This window comes from Bradyrhizobium sp. 2TAF36 (assembly GCF_052114925.1).
Lineage (GTDB): Bacteria > Pseudomonadota > Alphaproteobacteria > Rhizobiales > Xanthobacteraceae > Bradyrhizobium > Bradyrhizobium barranii.
Map to the genome: position 1 here is coordinate 1 of NZ_JBFRFR010000072.1, position 18,326 is coordinate 18,326.

17 protein-coding genes and 1 pseudogene are annotated in these 18,326 nt (G+C 63.3%); 12 read left to right on the plus strand and 6 right to left on the minus strand.

Annotated features, from left to right (window positions below; all coding sequences use genetic code 11):
* From groEL to AB4Z51_RS33480, 3 genes and pseudogenes are all read left to right on the plus strand, one after another.
* Positions 1 to 218, plus strand: a pseudogene (gene groEL, locus AB4Z51_RS33470) (chaperonin GroEL); the annotation flags it as partial.
* Between the two features lie 583 nt (positions 219 to 801).
* Entirely contained in the window at positions 802 to 1,185 is a 384-nt protein-coding gene (locus AB4Z51_RS33475) for a hypothetical protein (RefSeq protein WP_135215055.1), read from the plus strand.
* Positions 1,186 to 1,506: 321 nt separating this feature from the next.
* Positions 1,507 to 2,181: a Crp/Fnr family transcriptional regulator gene (locus tag AB4Z51_RS33480; protein ID WP_063984903.1), complete on the plus strand. Its 675-nt coding sequence runs from the start codon at positions 1,507 to 1,509 to the stop codon at positions 2,179 to 2,181.
* A 63-nt stretch (positions 2,182 to 2,244) separates the two neighbouring features.
* Here the strand turns inward: AB4Z51_RS33480 and AB4Z51_RS33485 are convergent, their stop codons facing one another.
* A complete protein-coding gene (locus tag AB4Z51_RS33485; RefSeq protein WP_144030843.1) occupies positions 2,245 to 2,643 on the minus strand; it encodes a hypothetical protein in 399 nt (132 codons plus the stop codon).
* 382 nt (positions 2,644 to 3,025) lie between these two features.
* A complete protein-coding gene (locus AB4Z51_RS33490) occupies positions 3,026 to 3,982 on the minus strand; it encodes a hypothetical protein (RefSeq protein ID WP_441498829.1) in 957 nt (318 codons plus the stop codon).
* A 256-nt stretch (positions 3,983 to 4,238) separates the two neighbouring features.
* Between AB4Z51_RS33490 and AB4Z51_RS33495 the strand changes: the two genes are divergently transcribed.
* Positions 4,239 to 4,706 carry a hypothetical protein gene (locus AB4Z51_RS33495; RefSeq protein WP_085404540.1) on the plus strand — a complete coding sequence of 156 codons (468 nt, stop codon included), beginning with the start codon at positions 4,239 to 4,241 and terminating at the stop codon, positions 4,704 to 4,706.
* A 47-nt stretch (positions 4,707 to 4,753) separates the two neighbouring features.
* Here the strand turns inward: AB4Z51_RS33495 and AB4Z51_RS33500 are convergent, their stop codons facing one another.
* From AB4Z51_RS33500 to AB4Z51_RS33510, 3 genes are all read right to left on the minus strand, one after another.
* Positions 4,754 to 5,776 carry an alpha/beta hydrolase gene (locus AB4Z51_RS33500; RefSeq protein WP_441498830.1) on the minus strand — a complete coding sequence of 341 codons (1,023 nt, stop codon included), beginning with the start codon at positions 5,774 to 5,776 and terminating at the stop codon, positions 4,754 to 4,756.
* 235 nt (positions 5,777 to 6,011) lie between these two features.
* Positions 6,012 to 7,262 (minus strand): multidrug effflux MFS transporter, encoded by a 1,251-nt coding sequence (locus tag AB4Z51_RS33505; protein WP_085404538.1) that lies wholly within the window; start codon positions 7,260 to 7,262, stop codon positions 6,012 to 6,014.
* A gap of 84 nt (positions 7,263 to 7,346) precedes the next feature.
* Complete coding sequence (locus AB4Z51_RS33510; RefSeq protein ID WP_085404537.1) at positions 7,347 to 8,693, minus strand: glycosyltransferase; 1,347 nt, start codon at positions 8,691 to 8,693, stop codon at positions 7,347 to 7,349.
* 391 nt (positions 8,694 to 9,084) lie between these two features.
* Between AB4Z51_RS33510 and AB4Z51_RS33515 the strand changes: the two genes are divergently transcribed.
* The 7 genes from AB4Z51_RS33515 (at position 9,085) to AB4Z51_RS33545 (ending at position 15,944) form a co-directional block, all read left to right on the plus strand.
* The gene (locus tag AB4Z51_RS33515) at positions 9,085 to 9,387 is read left to right on the plus strand and encodes a hypothetical protein (RefSeq protein WP_441498838.1); all 303 of its coding nucleotides are present in this window, start codon (positions 9,085 to 9,087) and stop codon (positions 9,385 to 9,387) included.
* Between the two features lie 14 nt (positions 9,388 to 9,401).
* The gene (locus tag AB4Z51_RS33520; RefSeq protein WP_441498837.1) at positions 9,402 to 10,034 is read left to right on the plus strand and encodes a c-type cytochrome; all 633 of its coding nucleotides are present in this window, start codon (positions 9,402 to 9,404) and stop codon (positions 10,032 to 10,034) included.
* A 365-nt stretch (positions 10,035 to 10,399) separates the two neighbouring features.
* On the plus strand, positions 10,400 to 11,125 hold the full coding sequence (locus AB4Z51_RS33525) for a response regulator (RefSeq protein WP_085404535.1): 726 nt from the start codon (positions 10,400 to 10,402) through the stop codon (positions 11,123 to 11,125).
* Positions 11,126 to 11,232: 107 nt separating this feature from the next.
* Positions 11,233 to 11,868: a DUF1127 domain-containing protein gene (locus AB4Z51_RS33530; protein WP_441498831.1), complete on the plus strand. Its 636-nt coding sequence runs from the start codon at positions 11,233 to 11,235 to the stop codon at positions 11,866 to 11,868.
* 186 nt (positions 11,869 to 12,054) lie between these two features.
* Entirely contained in the window at positions 12,055 to 12,963 is a 909-nt protein-coding gene (locus AB4Z51_RS33535; RefSeq protein ID WP_234678505.1) for a cytochrome-c peroxidase, read from the plus strand.
* Positions 12,960 to 15,461 carry a two-component system VirA-like sensor kinase gene (locus AB4Z51_RS33540; RefSeq protein WP_441498832.1) on the plus strand — a complete coding sequence of 834 codons (2,502 nt, stop codon included), beginning with the start codon at positions 12,960 to 12,962 and terminating at the stop codon, positions 15,459 to 15,461. Before AB4Z51_RS33535 ends, AB4Z51_RS33540 begins: the two co-directional genes overlap by 4 nt.
* A 198-nt stretch (positions 15,462 to 15,659) precedes the next feature.
* Complete coding sequence (locus tag AB4Z51_RS33545; RefSeq protein ID WP_135215059.1) at positions 15,660 to 15,944, plus strand: hypothetical protein; 285 nt, start codon at positions 15,660 to 15,662, stop codon at positions 15,942 to 15,944.
* A 54-nt stretch (positions 15,945 to 15,998) separates the two neighbouring features.
* Here AB4Z51_RS33545 and AB4Z51_RS33550 read toward each other — a convergent pair whose 3' ends face one another.
* Entirely contained in the window at positions 15,999 to 16,886 is an 888-nt protein-coding gene (locus AB4Z51_RS33550; RefSeq protein ID WP_085404532.1) for a VOC family protein, read from the minus strand.
* A gap of 172 nt (positions 16,887 to 17,058) precedes the next feature.
* Here AB4Z51_RS33550 and AB4Z51_RS33555 point away from each other — a divergent pair, with 172 nt between their 5' ends.
* Positions 17,059 to 18,246 carry a CaiB/BaiF CoA transferase family protein gene (locus AB4Z51_RS33555; protein WP_085404531.1) on the plus strand — a complete coding sequence of 396 codons (1,188 nt, stop codon included), beginning with the start codon at positions 17,059 to 17,061 and terminating at the stop codon, positions 18,244 to 18,246.
* The last annotated feature ends 80 nt before the right edge of the window (positions 18,247 to 18,326 follow it).

Here is an 18,326-nt window from a genome sequence, read left to right on the forward strand (position 1 = left end):
CCCAGACCGGCGAGTACGTCAACCACGTCAACCTGGTCACCAAGGGCATCATCGACCCGACCAAGGTGGTCCGTACCGCGATCCAGAACGCAGCCTCGGTTGCGGCTCTCCTGATCACCACCGAAGCCATGGTGGCCGAGGTGCCGAAGAGGAACGCCGGCGGCGGCGCGCCTGCGGGTGGCGGCGGCATGGGAGGCATGGGCGGTATGGATTTCTAGGTCAAACCGCTCATGGCTGAACGGCAGACAAGGGAAGGGATGGCCGATTTCCAGGAGGCAGAAGCGACGATCTGCTCACAGGAAAGGGTCAGTTGAGAACCGCATGCGCACTCCGCAGTCCGGCAAACCCTTCCAGGGAAGCTTCTCCTCGTTTGCCGAGACGCCGAGGTGAGACTGCTGTTCTATCGCCCTCGACTGCGAACGGCCTTCCCAAGCGAAAAGCCCGGCCGCGAGGGCCGGGCTGATCGGTAATATATTCAAGTCAGGCAATGCAGGAATAAAGCGGGGAGAGGCGTCGCCGTCTGTTCGAAAAGGAACACCTGAACCGATTATTGGTACCGCCCGCGCTCAACTGCGAAAGGCGGAGAATCTCACAAAGGCCCTGCATTTCCAGGAGCATCAAGGGTGCAGATACTCGCCGTGGCGCGCTGGCATCAGACTGCAGCGAGCCGGCGCATCAAGCCATCCCGAAGGTATCCCTACGCGAGTGTAGTGAGCAATTTGGTACAGACGCCGATCCCTCGACGTGTCTAGCCTCCTTAACCGGTGAAGCTCAACATACCTCCAAATCAAGGCGAAAATCATGGAAATCTCCAGCGAGACGAAAGCTGCCGTGCGGCCGGCACTGTGGGGAGCCGCGGCCGGAGCAATTGCTCTGGCAATCGTGGGTTTCAGCTGGGGCGGCTGGGTGACGGGTGGGGCCGCCGAGACGCTCGCGAGGAATAGTGCTGCGACGGCTGTCGTCGCAGCTCTCACACCCATCTGCGTTGAGAAGTTTCAACAAGCCGCTGATGCCTCGGAAAACCTGGTCGCAATGAAGAAGACGACCTATGCGTGGGATCAGAGCAAGTTCGTCGAAAAAGGCGGTTGGGCCACGATGCCGGGAAGCACTGAGCCAAATTCAGCCGTTGCGAAAGCTTGTGCCGAATCGCTTGGTAGCAAGAAAGCTGTGGAGCTGCGCGGATAGTCAGGCAAGTCGCGCGGCGGAAATCTGCGCATAGACGCGCCGGCCCCTCGACACGTCTGCATCTTGCGCAGTGGAAGGGGGCTCCTGCAAAGCAGACCAGGCAGTCGTCGCCAGATGGTCAAGCATCAAATTCGTCGTATCTACTTTGAACGGAGAACTCGATGGGACGAAATCCCTGAAGCCCAGGTCGAGCCGAGCGCTTCCCCTCGTCATTTCAGTTCCCGATTTGCCGCACGCCACGCGGCCTTCCAACGGGTGAACATCCTTTCAATTGTGGTAGTATGATTGCGTGTTAATGGTCCAGCGAACGAGAGTCCTGCCTTGGTGAAAGCGGCGAAGGACTTTGATCCCAGAGCATTCCTTGCCAAGGTCGGGGCCGGGAAATCGATCTCGAAAGTTGGCAAAGGTCGGAGCGTGTTCGTGCAGGGAGATGCCGCGGACGCGGTATTCTACATTCAAGAGGGAAAGATCAAGCTCACGGTCGTTTCGGACCAAGGCAAGGAAGCCGTCGTTGGGATTTTGGAGCCCGGACAATTCTTTGGCGAGGGCTGCCTCAATGGTCATCCATTGCGTCTTGCCACGACTACGGCAATGGAGTCCTGTGTCATCACGAGAATATCGAAGACGGCGATGACTACGGCGCTCGAAGGCAAGCCGAAGTTCTCTCAATTGTTCATGGCGTATTTGCTCGCGCGCAATAGCCGGATTGAAGAAGACCTGATCGACCAACTCTTCAATTCGAGCGAGAAACGCTTGGCGCGCCTGCTGCTTCTGCTGGCGAACTTCGGCAAGGAAGCCAGCTCGCAGCCCATTGGCGTCAATATCAGCCAGGAAACGCTGGCCGAAATGATCGGTACGACCCGGTCACGGGTCAGCTTCTTCATGAACAAGTTCCGGAAGCTTGGCTTCATCAGCTACAATGGAAAGATCGAGGTCCATAGCTCGCTTCTGAACGCGGTTCTGCGCGACAAACCCGAGATAGACCGGAAGAACTGACCGCCGCGCGGCCAAACCGAGCGCCGGGCCAAACGCGGGACATTAGCCCACTCGAATAGCGGATCAGGGCGGCAGTTCGTCGCGGACCGAGCCTCCCTCGTTCTCCCATCGTGACAGAGCGGTTGCGCTCGATCTCGCATCGCCAGGCGTGTCCTTTTTCAAAGGCAGCTTGTTGCGACCGATTTCATTGTTGCGCCTGTGATCCGTCAAAAAGACGAAGCCGGCCCGCCAGGTGTTGAATTTACAGCTTCCCTCAGCGCTGGCCGAATCCTTAACGAGCTCGCCGGACGCGGTCGCTCTTGCGCGATGCTGCTGAGATTTGGACATATGCAGAGCCCTTTCGTTGGAAGTCTCCGCGCACTCCGGCCAATCTCGACGGTTGACCAAGGTGGACTTGAATGTGGGGATCGAAGCGATGAATAGCGAGCCCTCGGCATAAATAAGATTGCCAAAGGAGCGCACGGATCGCTTTGCCGTGCGTCCAATCGTGCCGCGCGGCAAAAGAGCCGCTGTAGCGGATTGTAGTCAGAAACAATTCACTGCCATCTTCGACGACATCGTAGTTGCGAGCGATGGAGTCGGCAGCAATTGGCGGCGAGGAGCACGCGCCCGGCAGCGTCCGACCAATCCCTCAGGCGCGGCAATGATGCTGACAGACAGAAACACCGTAATCGCGTCCCGGCGCTGGTTCGCACCCAAGCTTCTGATCTATCGACCAGTGGGATTCGCTGCCGGATGGTAAGACAAGCTGTCCTTGCTTCATTTGGAAATGGCGCAGTCCGCTGCCCGTTGAAGAGAGATCGGGCAGCGACGGCGGCACGGTGGGGCCGTTGGCGATTGATGATCAACTCGGCGTTCGCGGCTTGCTGCTGTTTGATGATGGGCCGCCTGATGCTTGCCGTTCCTTCGCTTCGTAATATTCGGCCGAGAACTTGATGGACCATCGCGCGAAGAACGAACGCAATTCCTGAGTGGGCTTCTCGACGCCCAAATGCTCTGCGACATGCGCCTCGCGCAACCATCGCACCGCCGATGTGAGACCGGCGATGCGCTCGAGCCTCTCAACCGCCGCGGTCCCGGCGATCTCTGCCTGCCGATAGCGAAGGCCGAATTTTCTGATCACATGCACGCGCTTGATGATGTCGTAGCCCTTGAAGGCGAGCTGAACGAGTGGATGCTTTCTGGCCTGCGGCCAGGCTGCCGGATAGACCGGTAGCACCAGAAGCTTGCTCTTCGCGATGACCGTTGCGAGCGGATGCAGGAGTTGCATCCAGGCTGGCCAGGATGTGACCTTGGCAAACAATACCGCGTGCATCGCCGTTGCCGCACCGAAAGAGATCGGCAGCCAAAGGACCGCGCACAGGATCACGAGCAATGCGGCGTTCGGCGTGAGATGCCGGCATGTTCTGAACACCCATGCCATGCCGCCTTCAAAGGCATCATGCACAGCGTGTTCGAAYGCCCGATAGCTGATCTTCCGCCGGAACCACAACCAGTTGCGCCGAATCGATCTACCCCACTGTCGACGCTTCGCGGCGGACAGGGGAAGGAAGCGCACCGCGCCATCGATGACGGTCAAGATGACATCGCCGACAAGTCTGGCCGCGAAGAGCGGCAGCCAGACAATCTGCATCGCATAGGGGAAGGCGTAGTCGAGCATCCGCATCAAGATCGAAAGAACGAAACGCAGGATCTTGTTCGTGACGAGCGCGACAACAACAAGTGGGATGATAATCACATCGTCGAGCGCACCGCGAAAGCGGCTTTCCTCGGTCCATGCCGGGTGACGACCATCGGTCACGGTGCACCGTCCGGGCTGAGTGCCGGCTCAGACTAGCACATTGCGCGCTCGAGGGGGGCCTCAGGTGCCGGTCGTTAGGCGACACCGAGCACTCCGCATAAGGGACCAGTTCGCATGACCCGCGTTAACCCTGTCTCTGATCTTGTCCGGTCGCCGCGCCGGCTGGTTTAGTTCTGCCGCCAAGCCGCCTTATTGGATGTCTGCAATTGGTCTCCGGCTTTGAACGAGGCGTCTCGTTCGGGAAGCGTGAAATCAGATGAAGGCGGCTCTCATCCTCGTTGGCTTCAGTACACTCGCGGTGATGGAGCTTGAGACGGCGCCCCGCATGACCAAGCCCGTGAACGCGCCGCCTGTTCAGGCGACCGTCGGGTTACGCGTCTCAGCCGATACGCTGACGACGGCAGACCGGCTCGGGACCCCGCACATGCACATGCAATTTGAAGCGCCTCCGCAGCTGGTCTCCTTGAGCGAACCGATGCCTCCGCCGGATCAAACGGCGAATGTTGCGCCAGAGCCTTTGAAGATCATCGCGCCACACCAGCGCACCGCAAGCGGGAGAAAATTCGCGGTCATGCTGCCCAGACCTCGGCCCGTGCAGGAAACGTCCAAGGCATTTGCGAATGCCAAGCGCGCCAAGCCAGTCGCGGAGGTCAAGCCCTGCCGGTCAGGTGTCTTCGATGGCCTGTTCAAGGCATTGAACCTGTCAACGGGATGTCAGAGCTAGCCCTAAGATACCTCTCTATCAGCGATATCGTTTCCGCCACGCCGGGTTCACGCGGCCACGGTATCAATCGAGCGGCGTATCACCTGGCGCACCTCTGCATTCGACAGGAACAGGTCGTGGTTGATAACGCCCCAGCCTGCCTCGGACGCATCGACCACGCGCACCCCGAGCCCTTCGATGGCGGTCTTCTCGGCAGCGCCGACCCGTGTCATCCCACCAGCGAGTTGCCCCGACAACGCCAGCGCGCGGTCGTTCGTTGCGGCGATGACGGTGATCTTGCGCGAAAGCGGACCGATGCGGTTGATCGACGACGAGAACACGTCCATGTCGATGTCCGGCGCGGCGAACACCACGGCCCCGATCCTGCCCGCAACGGCGTCACCGGATCGCGCATAGAGCTGGCGCAGGCTTTCGAGCGTCAGCATGGTTCCCATGCTGTGCGCGACGATGTGGACGCGGCCGGCGCTTGAACTCGTCACGACGGATTGCAGCACGCGTTCGAAGCCATCGCGGGACCACATTGCGCTGTCGCGGTCATAGGCGTAGTCGAACAGTCCAGCCTTCGAGGGCCAGGAGAATACCATCGTCTGGCCGCGGAACCTGATGCCATCGGAGAGATGCGCGGCATCGAGCGCCGCTGTCTCGAACGTCTGCTCGAAGCCGTGCACGTAGATCAGGACGTCTGGTCCGCCGCCGGCCTGCGCGACAAGACTGCCGACATCGCCCGATACCGGCTCGATCCCATCAAGACGCCAATCGTCAAGTCCGGCTGCAGCCAGAGAAAAACGGCTGTCACCAGGCGCCACAAGCTTCGCTCGTGCGACGGTCATCGTAGAAGCCCGCTCCGGCCCAAACCACGGCTTCGACCGGCCGCCGTTCACTGGCTTGCGCGTGGTTACGACGAGCAACGTAGGGTCGACCGAGAGCGACGAAGCGTCGTACCGTGCGCCGGTAGCACCCAGGCTGGCGCATCCGCCCAACGCGACGACGCAGGCTGAGGACGCAAGCCCGCCAAGGAGCGCACGGCGGGACGCAGTCACTTCGTGTTGCACTAGACGTCGGATGATCACGCAGAACCTTTGGGAACTGCCCCCTGGAGGAGCCCGCCCCCTGCGCGCGTTCCTGAATGATGATGGCGGCGAGAATAAGGGCGGGGCGCGCCACGCCGCTTGTTCCAAATGCGGATTGAAATCGTCGAATAATCAAACAGGTTTTGGTTCCGCCATGCGGAGGTTCGATCCCTCACAGGCCTAGTCAGCTGGCAACCCGACGGATGCGCCGGGCTGCCAGCTGGATTCGGCCAACTCAGGACTTCGTGGGGCTGCGGACCGCCACGCCGGGATCGATCGTCTGCGACGGTAGGCGGCGTTCGGCGGGGCGCGCGACCAGCAGATAGAGAACCAGAGCGAGCAGCGACGTTGCCGCCATCACCGCCGTCATCGACAACGCGGTCCGCCCGTCGAAGCGAAGTGCGACCAATCCGCTCGATATTGCGCCGGCGGTCAGCTGAATGCTTCCGGCGGCAGCGCTGACGGCGCCCGCGATCTCCGGGAGACGCTGCATCGTCGCGCTCATCACGTTCGGCACGCTGAACCCGAAGCCGAGTGCGACCGCCATCAGCAGCGCAACCACGAGTGACGTGGGCATCCACCCGGCCAACGTCATCGCGAGCAGGGCGGTGCTGGCGGCGGCCGACAGCGTCAGCCCGGTTGCGAGCATGCGGGCGGACTCTACGCCGCGCCGGCCGAGCTGGCCGTCGAGAAAGGCGCCGACCATGACGGCCCCCGAGCATGCGCTGAAGATCAGGCCATATTGCTCCGGGCGCAGTCCGATGGCGCCGACGAAGAACAGCGAGGCGCCGGTGACGTAGGCAAACACGGTCGCGCCGCCCGCGGCGCCGACCAGGATGAAAGGCAACGACACCGGATGCGTCAGCACCTGGCGGTAGCTGTCGATGACGGCCGAAAGCCCCAGGCGGCCGGCGCGGTCGGTCGTCGCAGTCTCCGCGAAGCGAAACATCACCACGACCAGCAGCATGAGACCGATCCCCGCCTGGACGGCATAGATTGATCGCCAGCCGGCGATCGCCAGCAGGGCGGCTCCGGCCGTCGGTGCGATCACGGTCGCGACATTGACCGTGACCATGACGTTGGCGATCTTGCCTCGCGCGGCGTTGCCGTCGAAGAGATCGCGAATGATGGCAAAGGTCGTTGCGGTGGCGGCGGCGCCGATGCCCTGGACGAAGCGGCCCAGCAATAGAACCGGCAGCGAGGACGCTTTCGCGCAGGCAAGGCTTGCGGCGACGAACAGTACGAGGCCGAATGCCAGAATCGGCTTGCGGCCCAGGCGGTCGGAGATTGGTCCGTAGATCAGCGGCGCGGTGGCGAGGCTGAGCATGAAGGCGCTCATGGTCAGCCCGACATCCGACGCGCTCGCGTCGAGCGTCGCGCCGGTCGCTGCCAGCGCCGGCAGATTGATGTCGATGCCGGAATAGGGCACGGCCGCCAGAAAACCGAGCAGCAACGTGAAGGCGAAGGATGCGGGGTCGATTTGCATGGACGGTTATCCGGTTCCGGCTTGTTCGATGTGCATGAGGTGATGGAGGTGCGGTCGCCCGCCCTCCATCGTCGCGTTCGGCGATTACGCGCGCCGTTCGGCGCGCCGCCCCCGGCTTGCCGCCATCGCGCCGGTGTGCGAGCTCTCGTCGGCCACGAGCTCGCCGATGACCCGGAGGATTTCGGCCCGCGTGTCGATCCCGGCGAATTCGTCGGCGATCTGCGAGGCACGCGACTGGAAGCGGGATTGATCGAGCACCGTCCGCACCGCGTCGCGCAATGCCTTCGGTGTTGGCTCGTTGGTCGCGAGGTTGATGCCGACCCCGGACCATGCGACCCGCGCGTTGACGTCGGCCTTGTCTTCGGTCAGCCCCGCGGTGACCAGCGGGATGCCGAAGCTCATGGCCTGGTTGACGCTGCCATAGCCGCCGTTGGTGACGAGCACGTCGACGTTCGGCAGCAGCCATTCGAACGGCAGATAGCTGGCGATGCGCGCGTTCGACGGGATCTTGCCGGGGATGGCGTCAATCGGGCGGCCGCCTGCCGTCACGATCACCAGGATGTCTTCCTCGTCCGCGAGGGCCGCCAGCGTCGGGGCAACCAGCAGATTGAAATTGTGATTGGCCACCGTTCCCTGCGTCACCAGAACGATCTTGCGCGATCCGCCGAGCTCTTCGGCCCAGGACGGCGGCGGAACCTGGTTGGCGATGATCGGCGGGGTGCCGACGAAATGCACTGAGGGCGGAATCTCGCGAGGAAATTCGAAGCTTGGCACCGACAGTTGCAGATAGGCATCCCCGAGAGCGACCACGGAATGGAACATCGGCATCGCGATCGGCCCGACCCCGAGAGACTTCAACGCCCGGTTCAGGCGCATCGACACCGGCTGATCGACTGCCGCATCAAATTCCCGCGCCATGGCCGCGTAGCGATCGCGCTCCTCGTCGGTCTTTGCCGGCGGCAGACCGAGGAAATTGGGCCCGCCGTCCTCGCGCGCCCAATGCAGAAACGAGGTCCCGCAGAGCGCGATGGGAGGCCGCTGCGAGCGCGGTCCGAGCAGCATCGGCAGCACACCGAACAGCATGTCGTCGGCGACAATGATGTCGGCGGGGAATTGCCGCAGGATTTGCAGCAGCCCCTGGTGCTGGGCCGGAATGGCGTCGACGAAGATGCGCTCGCAAGCAACACGGAACCACTCCAGTCCCGGCGGAATGGTCTTGAGTTCGGGGAATCGCGAGAAGACGTCGTTCGGATCGAAGTCCGCGTCCTCGGGAAGGGGAAAGAACTTCACGCCGCTGGCTTCGACGCGGGCACGAAAGGCGGTGCCCGTCAGGAAAGCGATCTCGTGACCATCTCCACGCAGGATTTGCGTGATCGCCAGCATCGGATTGAGATGACCCGTCGCAGGTGTCGAAGCGATAAGAATCTTCATGTGAGTTGACCTCTTGATGATCGATGCACGGTCGCCCCAGAGCGTCCGGTCGAGTAAGAGGCAATTGAAGCGATCGCCGTTACGCCAAGACTTCCGGCGGCAGCGAAAATGGTTACGGCGGCAACGCATCGTGGCGCTGCCAAGGCCGGGCAAAAAAAGTTCGGTGCGAAACCGGTGACATCCTGCCAGCAGCGATAATGCTGGCACAGGATTACAATTGTAACGCGAGCGGCGGGCGATGAAACGGCACGGAAACACCGCGCTGTTAATCCGGCAGACCTCCGCATGGCACACCTTCGCAGATATTGGCGCGTTGGCGTCGGCCGAAATTCATTTTTGACGATCCGGATGTCGCGCGGCATCGGTCGCACCCAATTCATTGAGGACTGGCATGGAAAATATTGTCGCCCTGATTGCGATGGTTGCGTTCATCGCGTTTCTGGCCTGGCTGGGCGTTCGCGCCGCCCGGACGAAATCTGCTCTGGCGAAGTGGAGCGGCATGGTGCTGACGGCCGTGCTGGCCGTCTCAGTGTTCGGCGTCGCCGCTTTGACCGCGGTCGGTATCGTCCGGCAACACGCCCGTTCTGCACCGGTCCCGGATGTGAAGATCGAGGCGACACCGGACCAGATTGCCCGAGGCATGGCCGTGGCCGACGGCTTTGTGCCGCATGTCACTCGCAGACCGGGACGCTGACCGGCGGCGGCGATGTGGCCAAGGATCTCCCGATTCCCATCGGCGCGTTCGTGCCGGCCAATCTCACGCCCGCCGGCGTCTTGAAGAATTGGTCCGATGCCGAGATCTTTCGAGCCATTCGCAACGGGATCGACGCGAGGGGGCGCTGGCTGGCGATCATGTCCTTCACCAATGCCGGCCGGCTCAGTGACGACGACACCAAGGCCGTGATCGCCTACATCCGCAGCCTGCCCGCGAGCGGTGCGCAGACCCCGGATCCGCCGGATCGCTTCAGCCTGCTGGGCATCGTGATGCTGGGCGCCGGACTGTTGCCGGATGCGAAGCCCGTCTTCACCGGCGTGATCACCGCGCCGCCGAAGGCGCCGACGGCGCTCTATGGCAAGTACCTGCTGTCCTATCAGGATTGCCGCGAATGCCACGGCAGGGATCTCGGCGGCGGCGTGCCGGGACAATTGCCGCCGCTCGGACCGGACCTCGGTATCGTCAAGAACTGGAGCCTTGCGCAATTCGTCGACACCATGCGCACAGGCGTTGATCCGAACGGGCATCGGCTCGGCGAGCAGATGCCGTGGCGGCCGATCGGGCGGATGGATGACGACGATCTCGCCGCGATCTACCAGTACCTGTTGGCTCTGCCGGGCTCCTGATGAGTCCGTGAAGCCCGCAAACGCCCGCGCCCTGCGGGGCCGGGCAACAGCCTGCGCAGCACATCGCAGTCGCTGAACGACAGCGCAGGCCGCAGGCTTCCTATCGCCCCAAAGTAGTAAGCGTTGGGATCACAATTATTCACGTATGCGACATCCGGTGGAATTAGCCGCAGAATTACCCTGTTGCGGCGTCATCACGGCATCATAGATAGGTTCAGTGTGTGCCGATGACCGCGGATATCCCGTTCTATTTTGAGCGATTCCAATTCGGACGACATCAATATCATTTCACCACAGCCGGACGTTGACGTTCGCAATTTTTAAGTACAGCTCACTCGGCGGACGGCGAATTTTGAGAGTATGGAATGCTTGCAGATATTGGCCACATCGTCGTCGTCGATGACGATCCGACGTTAAGGCAAATGGTGATCAAATATCTCGAGGAGCACAATATCCCGACAAGGGCGGCCTCCAACAGATCGGAATTGAACCACTATCTCGATGGCAGCCAGCCGAGCCTGATCATCCTCGACCTTCGGCTTGGTCAGGATGACGGTTTGGACCTGTTGAGGGAAATCCGGTCGCATTCCGACGTGCCGGTCATCATCACGACGGGCCATCGCCCCGACGAGATCGATCGCATCGTCGGGCTCGAGCTTGGCGCCGACGACTACATCATCAAGCCGTTCTCGTTGCGTGAGCTGCTGGCGCGCGTCCGCGCGGTGTTGCGGCGGCAGGAGATGGGACGGGCCGCGCGCGCCCGCGATCCCGAGCGCGGGGGCTATCGCTTCAGCGGCTGGAAGCTCGAACGCCGCAGCCGAAAGCTGACCGATCCCGACGAAGCGCCGGTGCCGTTGAGCAAGGGAGAATATGCGCTGCTGCTGGCCTTTCTCGAGGCGCCGCAGCGTGCCCTGACCCGCGAGCATCTGCTGCAGGCGACCCGCATCCATGAGGATATTTTCGATCGCAGCATCGACGTCCAGGTGCTGCGGCTGCGGCGCAAGCTGGAGACCGATCCGAGCGCGCCGCGCGTCATTCAGACCGAGCGCGGCGTCGGCTATGTCTTCGCGGTGCCGGTCGATCCGTTCTAGAAGCAATTGGCGGATTGCAATTGTAGCCAATTTGCCGATGGCGGTGACCTTGGCGTAACAGCGGGCCGTCAGATTGCCTCCCACCAACAGCGTGTGGGAGATTTACGATGGAGAAGTATTCTCGCAGTGTGAGCCGCGTTGCCTTGCCGGGTCACATGGAACTCGACAGGGCGAACTGGGTCGCACGATCTGACGGTCGTGGCATGGTCCGTCTCGGTGCGATTGCCGCGAGGCATCGCGCGCCGGACATCGCTTCGCCACCGGACGTGCCGCCTGCCGGGCAGGATCAGCCCGTCACCACATTCTGGTGGGCGGTCTTCGCCTCCTTGATGGAAGGCTTTGCCCTTTACGGGGCGGCCTTGCATCCGACAGCAGCCGCGCCGGTTCAGGCGATGCTGGAGGCCACGAGAGATTGCCGGTCGCCCTCGGCGGGTCGCGAGCCCGCGGAGAAGCGCGGCAACGATGGAGCCGACAACAATGGGAATGACAATAATGGGAATATCGTCAGGCTCGATCGCGCCGAGCCACGCGATGCGCGACTGGAGCGGAGCTGGAATCGGCTGGGGTCGCTCGGCGCGACCCTCGGGACTCTGATGGACCTGCCTGCGCACTGGCGTCGGGAACGTGAGATCAGGAAGGCCGTCGCTGCGTTGATGGAGTTCGATGACCGGACCTTGCGGGACCTCGGGATTTCCGGCAGGTCGGACATCGAGCGGGTGGTGAGGTACTGCCGTGATTGCTGACACCATCGCCCGGAGCATGTGGCGGCCACCTTCGCGAAATCATCCAGCTTCGATCAAAATTCCTTGAGCAGCCGCGACAATTCTCGCTTCACCCCCACATTGCTGGGCGTGCAGCAGTTCGCCAGATTTCTCGGGGCCGGACGAGGTGCCGGCCTTCGACGTTGCGCGATCGTGATTTGCGCACTGGTGCCGTGCTCTCTGAAGGTCTCTCCGGCACCGTCGCAGTCGCCGTCTGCCTTCGTGTCGGTCCGCAAGGATGAGCCCATCACGCCCATTCCGGCACCGCCGGCAATCAATCCGCTGAAGGTCAAGCTCGGCGAACGACTGTTCTCCGATCGCAGGCTGTCGCACGACAATTCACGCAGTTGCGCATCGTGTCACGATATCGCGACGAACGGCGCGAGCCCGAGGCAGCACGATGTCGGCCCCGACGGGGCGGCGATCGCGCTCAACACGCTCACCGTCTTCAATGCGGCGCTCAGCTTTCGCTTCGGCTGGGAAGGAAAATTACGCAACATCGAAGCCGATACCAGGGCGTCGCTGGAAAGCCCGCGCACCATGGCGAGCAGCTCGGTCGAGATCGCAGAGAAGCTCAATGCCGATCCCGACATGCGCGAGAGCTTCTTCGCGGCTTACGGCCACCGCCCGGAGCGCGGCGATGTCGTCGACGCGCTCGCGAACTTCCAGCGCACGCTGGTCACGCCGGGCGGCAAGTTCGATCGCTGGCTGGCGGGTGACGCCGCGGCGCTGTCGGAGGACGAGCTGGGCGGCTACCAATTGTTCAAATCGCTGGGCTGCGCGTCCTGCCATCAGGGCGTCAATGTCGGCGGCAATCTGTTCCAGCGCCACGGCATATTCCACCCGCTCGCATCGCCCGAGCCGAAAATTCTGCGCGTGCCGAGCCTGCGCAACGTCGCGACCACGCCGCCGTATTTCCATGACGGCAGCGCGCCGACGCTCGATGACGCGGTTCGCAAGATGGCCTTTGCCCAATTGAACGCCACGTTGACGGAGAAGCAGGTCAAGGCGCTCGTCGCCTTTCTGAACAGTCTGACCGGCACCTATCGCGGCGCGACTGTCGGAGGCTCCCCATGAAATTTGCCCCCGCCGTGATCGGCGTAACCTGCGTGCTCGCCCTGCTGACCTGGCTGTTGTTGAACGGGCTGAACTTCAATTCGGTGCGTTACGACCGTCAGCTCCAGGCGCTTGGCGACTTCACCCGGTTCGAACGCGCGATGACCAGGGAAGTGCTGACCGCGCGCGTCGGCCTGTCGCGCAACTATGACAAGCTGGTGCAGATGACCGATGCCTATGACGACGCCCTGACGCGGCTGCGCGAAACGCCGGGTCTCAATGCCGAAGAGACCAGGGCCATCGATGTGCTGTCGGCACGCGCCCTCCGGCAGGAGGATCTGGTCGAACGGTTCAAGAGCCGCAACGCGCTGCTCCAGAACTCCTTTGCCTATTTCGGTCTGTTCAGCGACAAGTTGGCCGAGTCGGATCAGCGGGCGCTGGTCACCGCCGCCTCCGCATTGGCGGCGGCGATGCTGCGCCTGACGCTCGATACGTCGGACGTCGTGGCGCGTCAGGTCCAGGGTCGATTGGAAGAGCTGGCGCTCGTGCAAACGCCGCCGCAGGACATGGATTCGGTCCGCGCGTTGCTGATGCACGGGGAGATGCTGCATGACCTTCTGCCCGACATCGACACGATCGTGAAGACGCTCGTCGCCGAATCGAACAACCGCGAGCAGGATGCCGTATTGGCATTGATCACCAGGCGTCAGCTCGCCTCGCGGGCGTCGGCGCGCCGGGTACGCCTGTTGCAGTTCATGACGTCGCTGCTGCTGCTCTGCGGCGTGGTCTATTTCGGATTGCTATTGCACCGGCGCGCGGTCACGCTGCGCCGCCGAGCGGCGTTCGAGCACGTCATGGCCGGCATCTCGATGCGGTTCATCGATTCGAGCCRCGAGAGGATCACCGCTGACGTCGAGACCGCGCTGCAACAGCTCGCCGGATGCATCGGTGCGGATCGCGCCTATTTCGTCGGCGCGACCGGGACGACGACAAGCACCTATCGGTGGTCCCGCGACGGGATCGCATTCGAGCCGGGTTGGCCGGATCGCGCGCTGAGCCTCGCGCCACGCTTCGACAGTGGCGAAGGCGGTATCGTTTATATTCCCAAGGTCAAGGCCGCCCATCCCGACGACACGATGAACCTGCTCGAGGACGCTGGCGTCGGCGGCTGGCTGTGCGTGACGGCGGTCAGGGGACATCGCGATGAAATCCTCGGCTTCGATACCGTGCCGGCCGGGGCGCTCGCATACTGGTCCGAAGTCTCGTTGTTTCGCATGGCGTTCGACGCCATCGGCAACGCGATCCGCCGGGTCCGGCTCGAAGGCGAGAAGGAGCGCTTGCAGGCGAGCCTGCAACAGGCACGCCGCATGGAAACCCTCGGCACCTTTGCCAGCGGTATCGCCCATAACTTCAACAATATCGTCGGCGCGATCCTCGGCTATGCCGAGATCGCCGAAGCGCGAATCCGGTCGGGAGGCCGGCCGGCCGGCAGCCTTGCGGAGATTCGCCGTGCCGGCGAGCGGGCGCGCGAACTGGTCGAACAGATTCTCGGCTTCGGCCGCCGCGGCGAGGGCAGGCGGGAGCGTGTCTGTGTCAGGACCCTGATCGACGAAACCAGATCGCTGCTGGCGGCTTCGTTGCCTTCGCACGTCCAGTTCGAGGTGAATGAGTCGGCCGAAGAGGCCACCGTGATGGGCGAGCCCGCCCAGTTGCAGCAGGTGATCCTGAATCTTTGCAACAATGCGGCACAGGCGATGACGGAGCCGGGTTGCATCGAACTCGGCATCAAGGTGCGCGATCTTCAACAGCCATTGTCGATCGGACGCAGTGAGGTCGGCCCCGGCCGCTTCACCGTGATTTCGGTCACCGATCCGGGGCCGGGAATGGACGAGGCGACGCTGGAACGGATATTCGAGCCCTTCTTCACGACGCGTCCGGACGGCAACGGCATCGGGCTCGCAACCGTTCGCGAGATCGCGGAGCAATATGGCGGCGCCGTCGCCGTGCAGAGCGAGCCGGATGCGGGCACGCGCTTCGACGTCTGGCTGCCATCCGGCGATCCCGACGAGGCGGTGCCGGTTCAGCACAGCCCCGATCTTGCGTTCCGTGGCGCGGGCGAGACGGTGCTGGTGCTCGACACCGATCGCCGTCGCCTGTTGCGCCATGAGGAAATCCTCGCGGCGCTGGGTTATGAGCCGGTCGGGTTCACCAGGCTGGCGGAGGCGATCACTGCCTGCCGCACCGCGCAAACGCGCTTCGATGCGGCGCTGGTGTGTCACATGCCCGGAGGCTCCTCGATCGAGCTGGCTGCGGCATTGCACGCGGCAGCGCCGGCCTTGCCGATGATTCTGGCGAGCCCATCGACGCGCGAGCTGGCGGTGCCGTCGCTGGAGACGTCAGGGATCACCGAGCTCGTTCATCACCCGCTGATATCGGCGGAGCTCGCCGGCGTCCTGGCGCGGAGCGTCGCCTCGTCGGCCGCACGACGACGCGTGAGGCGGTCCGCCGCGGCGCGGTAGAGCGTTTTCGAGCGAAGCGGATACCGGCGCGCGCGAAGAAAGCGCGTCAAAACAGGAATCCAGAGCTGGCGCACGACAATCGGCGATCGCGGTTGCAATGGTAACGCGATGTCGCCGCGGGCGAAATGGTCGAGTAGCCGGGACCTCCTATCCATCGCATGCGCATCGTCGCAACGTCACCGCGATAGGAGAATGATGATGTCAATCAGACTTGGCGTGACCGTCGTCGCAGCTACGTTTCTGTTCGGATCGGTTTCCAGCCTCAGGGCTGCCGGAGGCGCAAGCGCGCCTGTGACCATGTCCTCGCCTGGCAGTGTGGACGCAATGAAGTTCGCGGACCTGTCCCGGCAGGCTCCCATCGGTCACCGGCAGCCGCGACGCAGCGACGTGCCCGGGTCGACGCAAGCCTCGCCCCAAGACGCGGAGCTGCAGCGGCTCGACAGGGAGATCGACCGCCGGCTGATCATCTGCCGTGGCTGCTGATGGCCGGCCGAGGTCACGGATGGCGCGCGCCGTAAGGCGCGCGTTCGCCATCTCCTATCCCTCGTATTGATCCGGCCCCATCGCCCAGAGCGACTGATCGTGGCCGAATGCGTAATTGCGGTTGTTGATCGCCGGATTGCGATTGACCATCGGCCGCATGAACATCGGATGGGTCGCGCTGCGGACCTCGTGCTCGACCGTGAAGAGATGCCTGCCGCTGTCGAGATCGACGATGTCGCAGAAGCGGTACTGGTATTGATTGTCCTCGCGCGAGATCAGGTCGCGCGCCAGCAGTTTGCGGTAAGGGCCGGAGAAGTCGGTGATGTACATCTGCACGTGGTGGCCGTCGTAGTCGCCTTGGGGCCGATCGGTCTCGCGGAACAACAGATGCTGGTCGCGGCCGGTCTTCACGGCGGCGACCTGGCCGTCGCCGTTTCGCAAGCTTGCGGGCATGCCCATGATCTCGGGGTAGAAGGCGCAAATCGCCTTCGTGGTGCCTTCCGGCACGTCGAACTCGACATAGGGAATGCCGAGCGCGATGCGGCCGAAGCGTGCGGCGTCCGGCTCGTAGCAGCGCAGTCGGTTGCCCCACGGACAGATCGCCTCGACATGATCGTTGTGCTCGGCGAATGCGAACGCCGTGCCCTCGAGCTTCTTCGCGACCGACGCGAGCCGCGCCAGCAGCGCCTCGCGGCCCTCGATGACCAGCCCGACATGGCCGCGCAGCACCTGCGGCCTGCCGCTCGGCAGGTGAAACTGGCTCCGTCCGGCATTGATCCACATGTTGGTGTCGGACACCATCAGGTAGGGATCGCGGGTCAGTCCAAGCCCGGTCACGTAGAACAGCGTGGCGAGGCGCTGGTCGGGGACCTGGATGTTGACGTGCTCGAAATGGATCGCGTTGCCGAGATCTTCTGCGGATCGATCGAATTGTTGCGGCATGGATGTGCTCTGGCTGGGGGGACTGAGAGATCGATACTAGAGCAGAATTTCCGCCGGCCGAAACTGTTCGCCGATCACATCTTGAGGGCAGGGGCATGATGTCCGTTGCCGCCTTGCCGTGGCAGCCAGTCCCTGTAATCTGGCCAGAACATATGAATATGGGAAGGGATCGATGGGAGGAGTTTTGGAGGGCGTGCGCGTCCTCGATTTCGGGCGCTATATCGCAGGGCCCTATTGCGCGACCTTGCTGGCCGAATTCGGCGCCGAGGTCATCCGCGTGGAAAAGCGCGACGGCAGCGAGGATCGCTTCGTGGCGCCGGTCGGCGAGGGCGGCGAAGGCGCGCTGTTCCTGCAGGTCAACCGCAACAAGAAGTGCATCACGCTCGATCCGATGAAGCCGGAAGGGCAGGAGGTGATGCGCCGCCTGATCGCGACCGCGGACGTCGTCGTCGCCAATCTGCCGCCGCAGACCCTGCGCGCGATGAAGCTCGACTACGACTCGCTGAAGGCGATCAAGCCCGACATCATCCTGACGACCGCCACCGCGTTCGGCGGGCCGGGGCCATGGTCCGACCGCGTCGGCTTCGATGGCGTCGGCCAGGTCATGTCGGGCTCGGTGTACATGACCGGTGCTGGCGACCCGCCATATCGGGCCGCGGTGAACTGGGTCGATTTCGGCACGGCGCTGCATTGCGCGTTCGGGACGCTTGCAGCCCTGATCGAGCGCGGCAAATCCGGACGCGGGCAGATCGTCGAGGGCGCGCTGCTCGCCACCGCGCTGTCCTTCACCAATGCCACGCTGATCGAGCAGGCCGTCATCAATGTCAATCGCGTGCCGACGGGCAATCTCGGCCAGACTGCAGCACCGGCCGACATCTACCGCACCAAAGACGGCTGGGTGCTGTGCCAGGTCACGGGGCATCCGCTGTTCAAACGCTGGGCGAAGCTGATGGGTGAGGAGGACCAGTGGCTGAACGATCCGCGCTTTGCCGACGACATCAGCCGCGGCAATAACGGCCCCGTCATCAGCGCGCGGATGGCGCGCTGGTGCGCCGAGCGCACCACGCAGGAGGCTGTCGACACGCTGGGCAAGGCCATGATTCCGACCGGGCCCGTCCTCAGCCCGCAACAGGCGCTGGACCATCCGCATATTCGCGCCGCCGGCTTCATGCAGGATGTCGAGTATCCCGGCCTGCCGAAACGCGCACCCGTGGCCCGCGCTGCCGTCCGGCTGTCGGAAACGCCCGGCGAGATCGCATCGCGTCCGCCGACGCTCGGCGAGCATACCGACCTCGTCCTGACGGAGCTTGGCTACGACGTGGCTGCGATTGCGGCGCTTCGGCAGGGCGGGATCGTCTAGGAAGCGCGCGCGCCTCACGCTAGGAGATTTTCATTGAGGACTCCGGTGGTCGTCAATACCATGGCAAGGTATTGATCGAT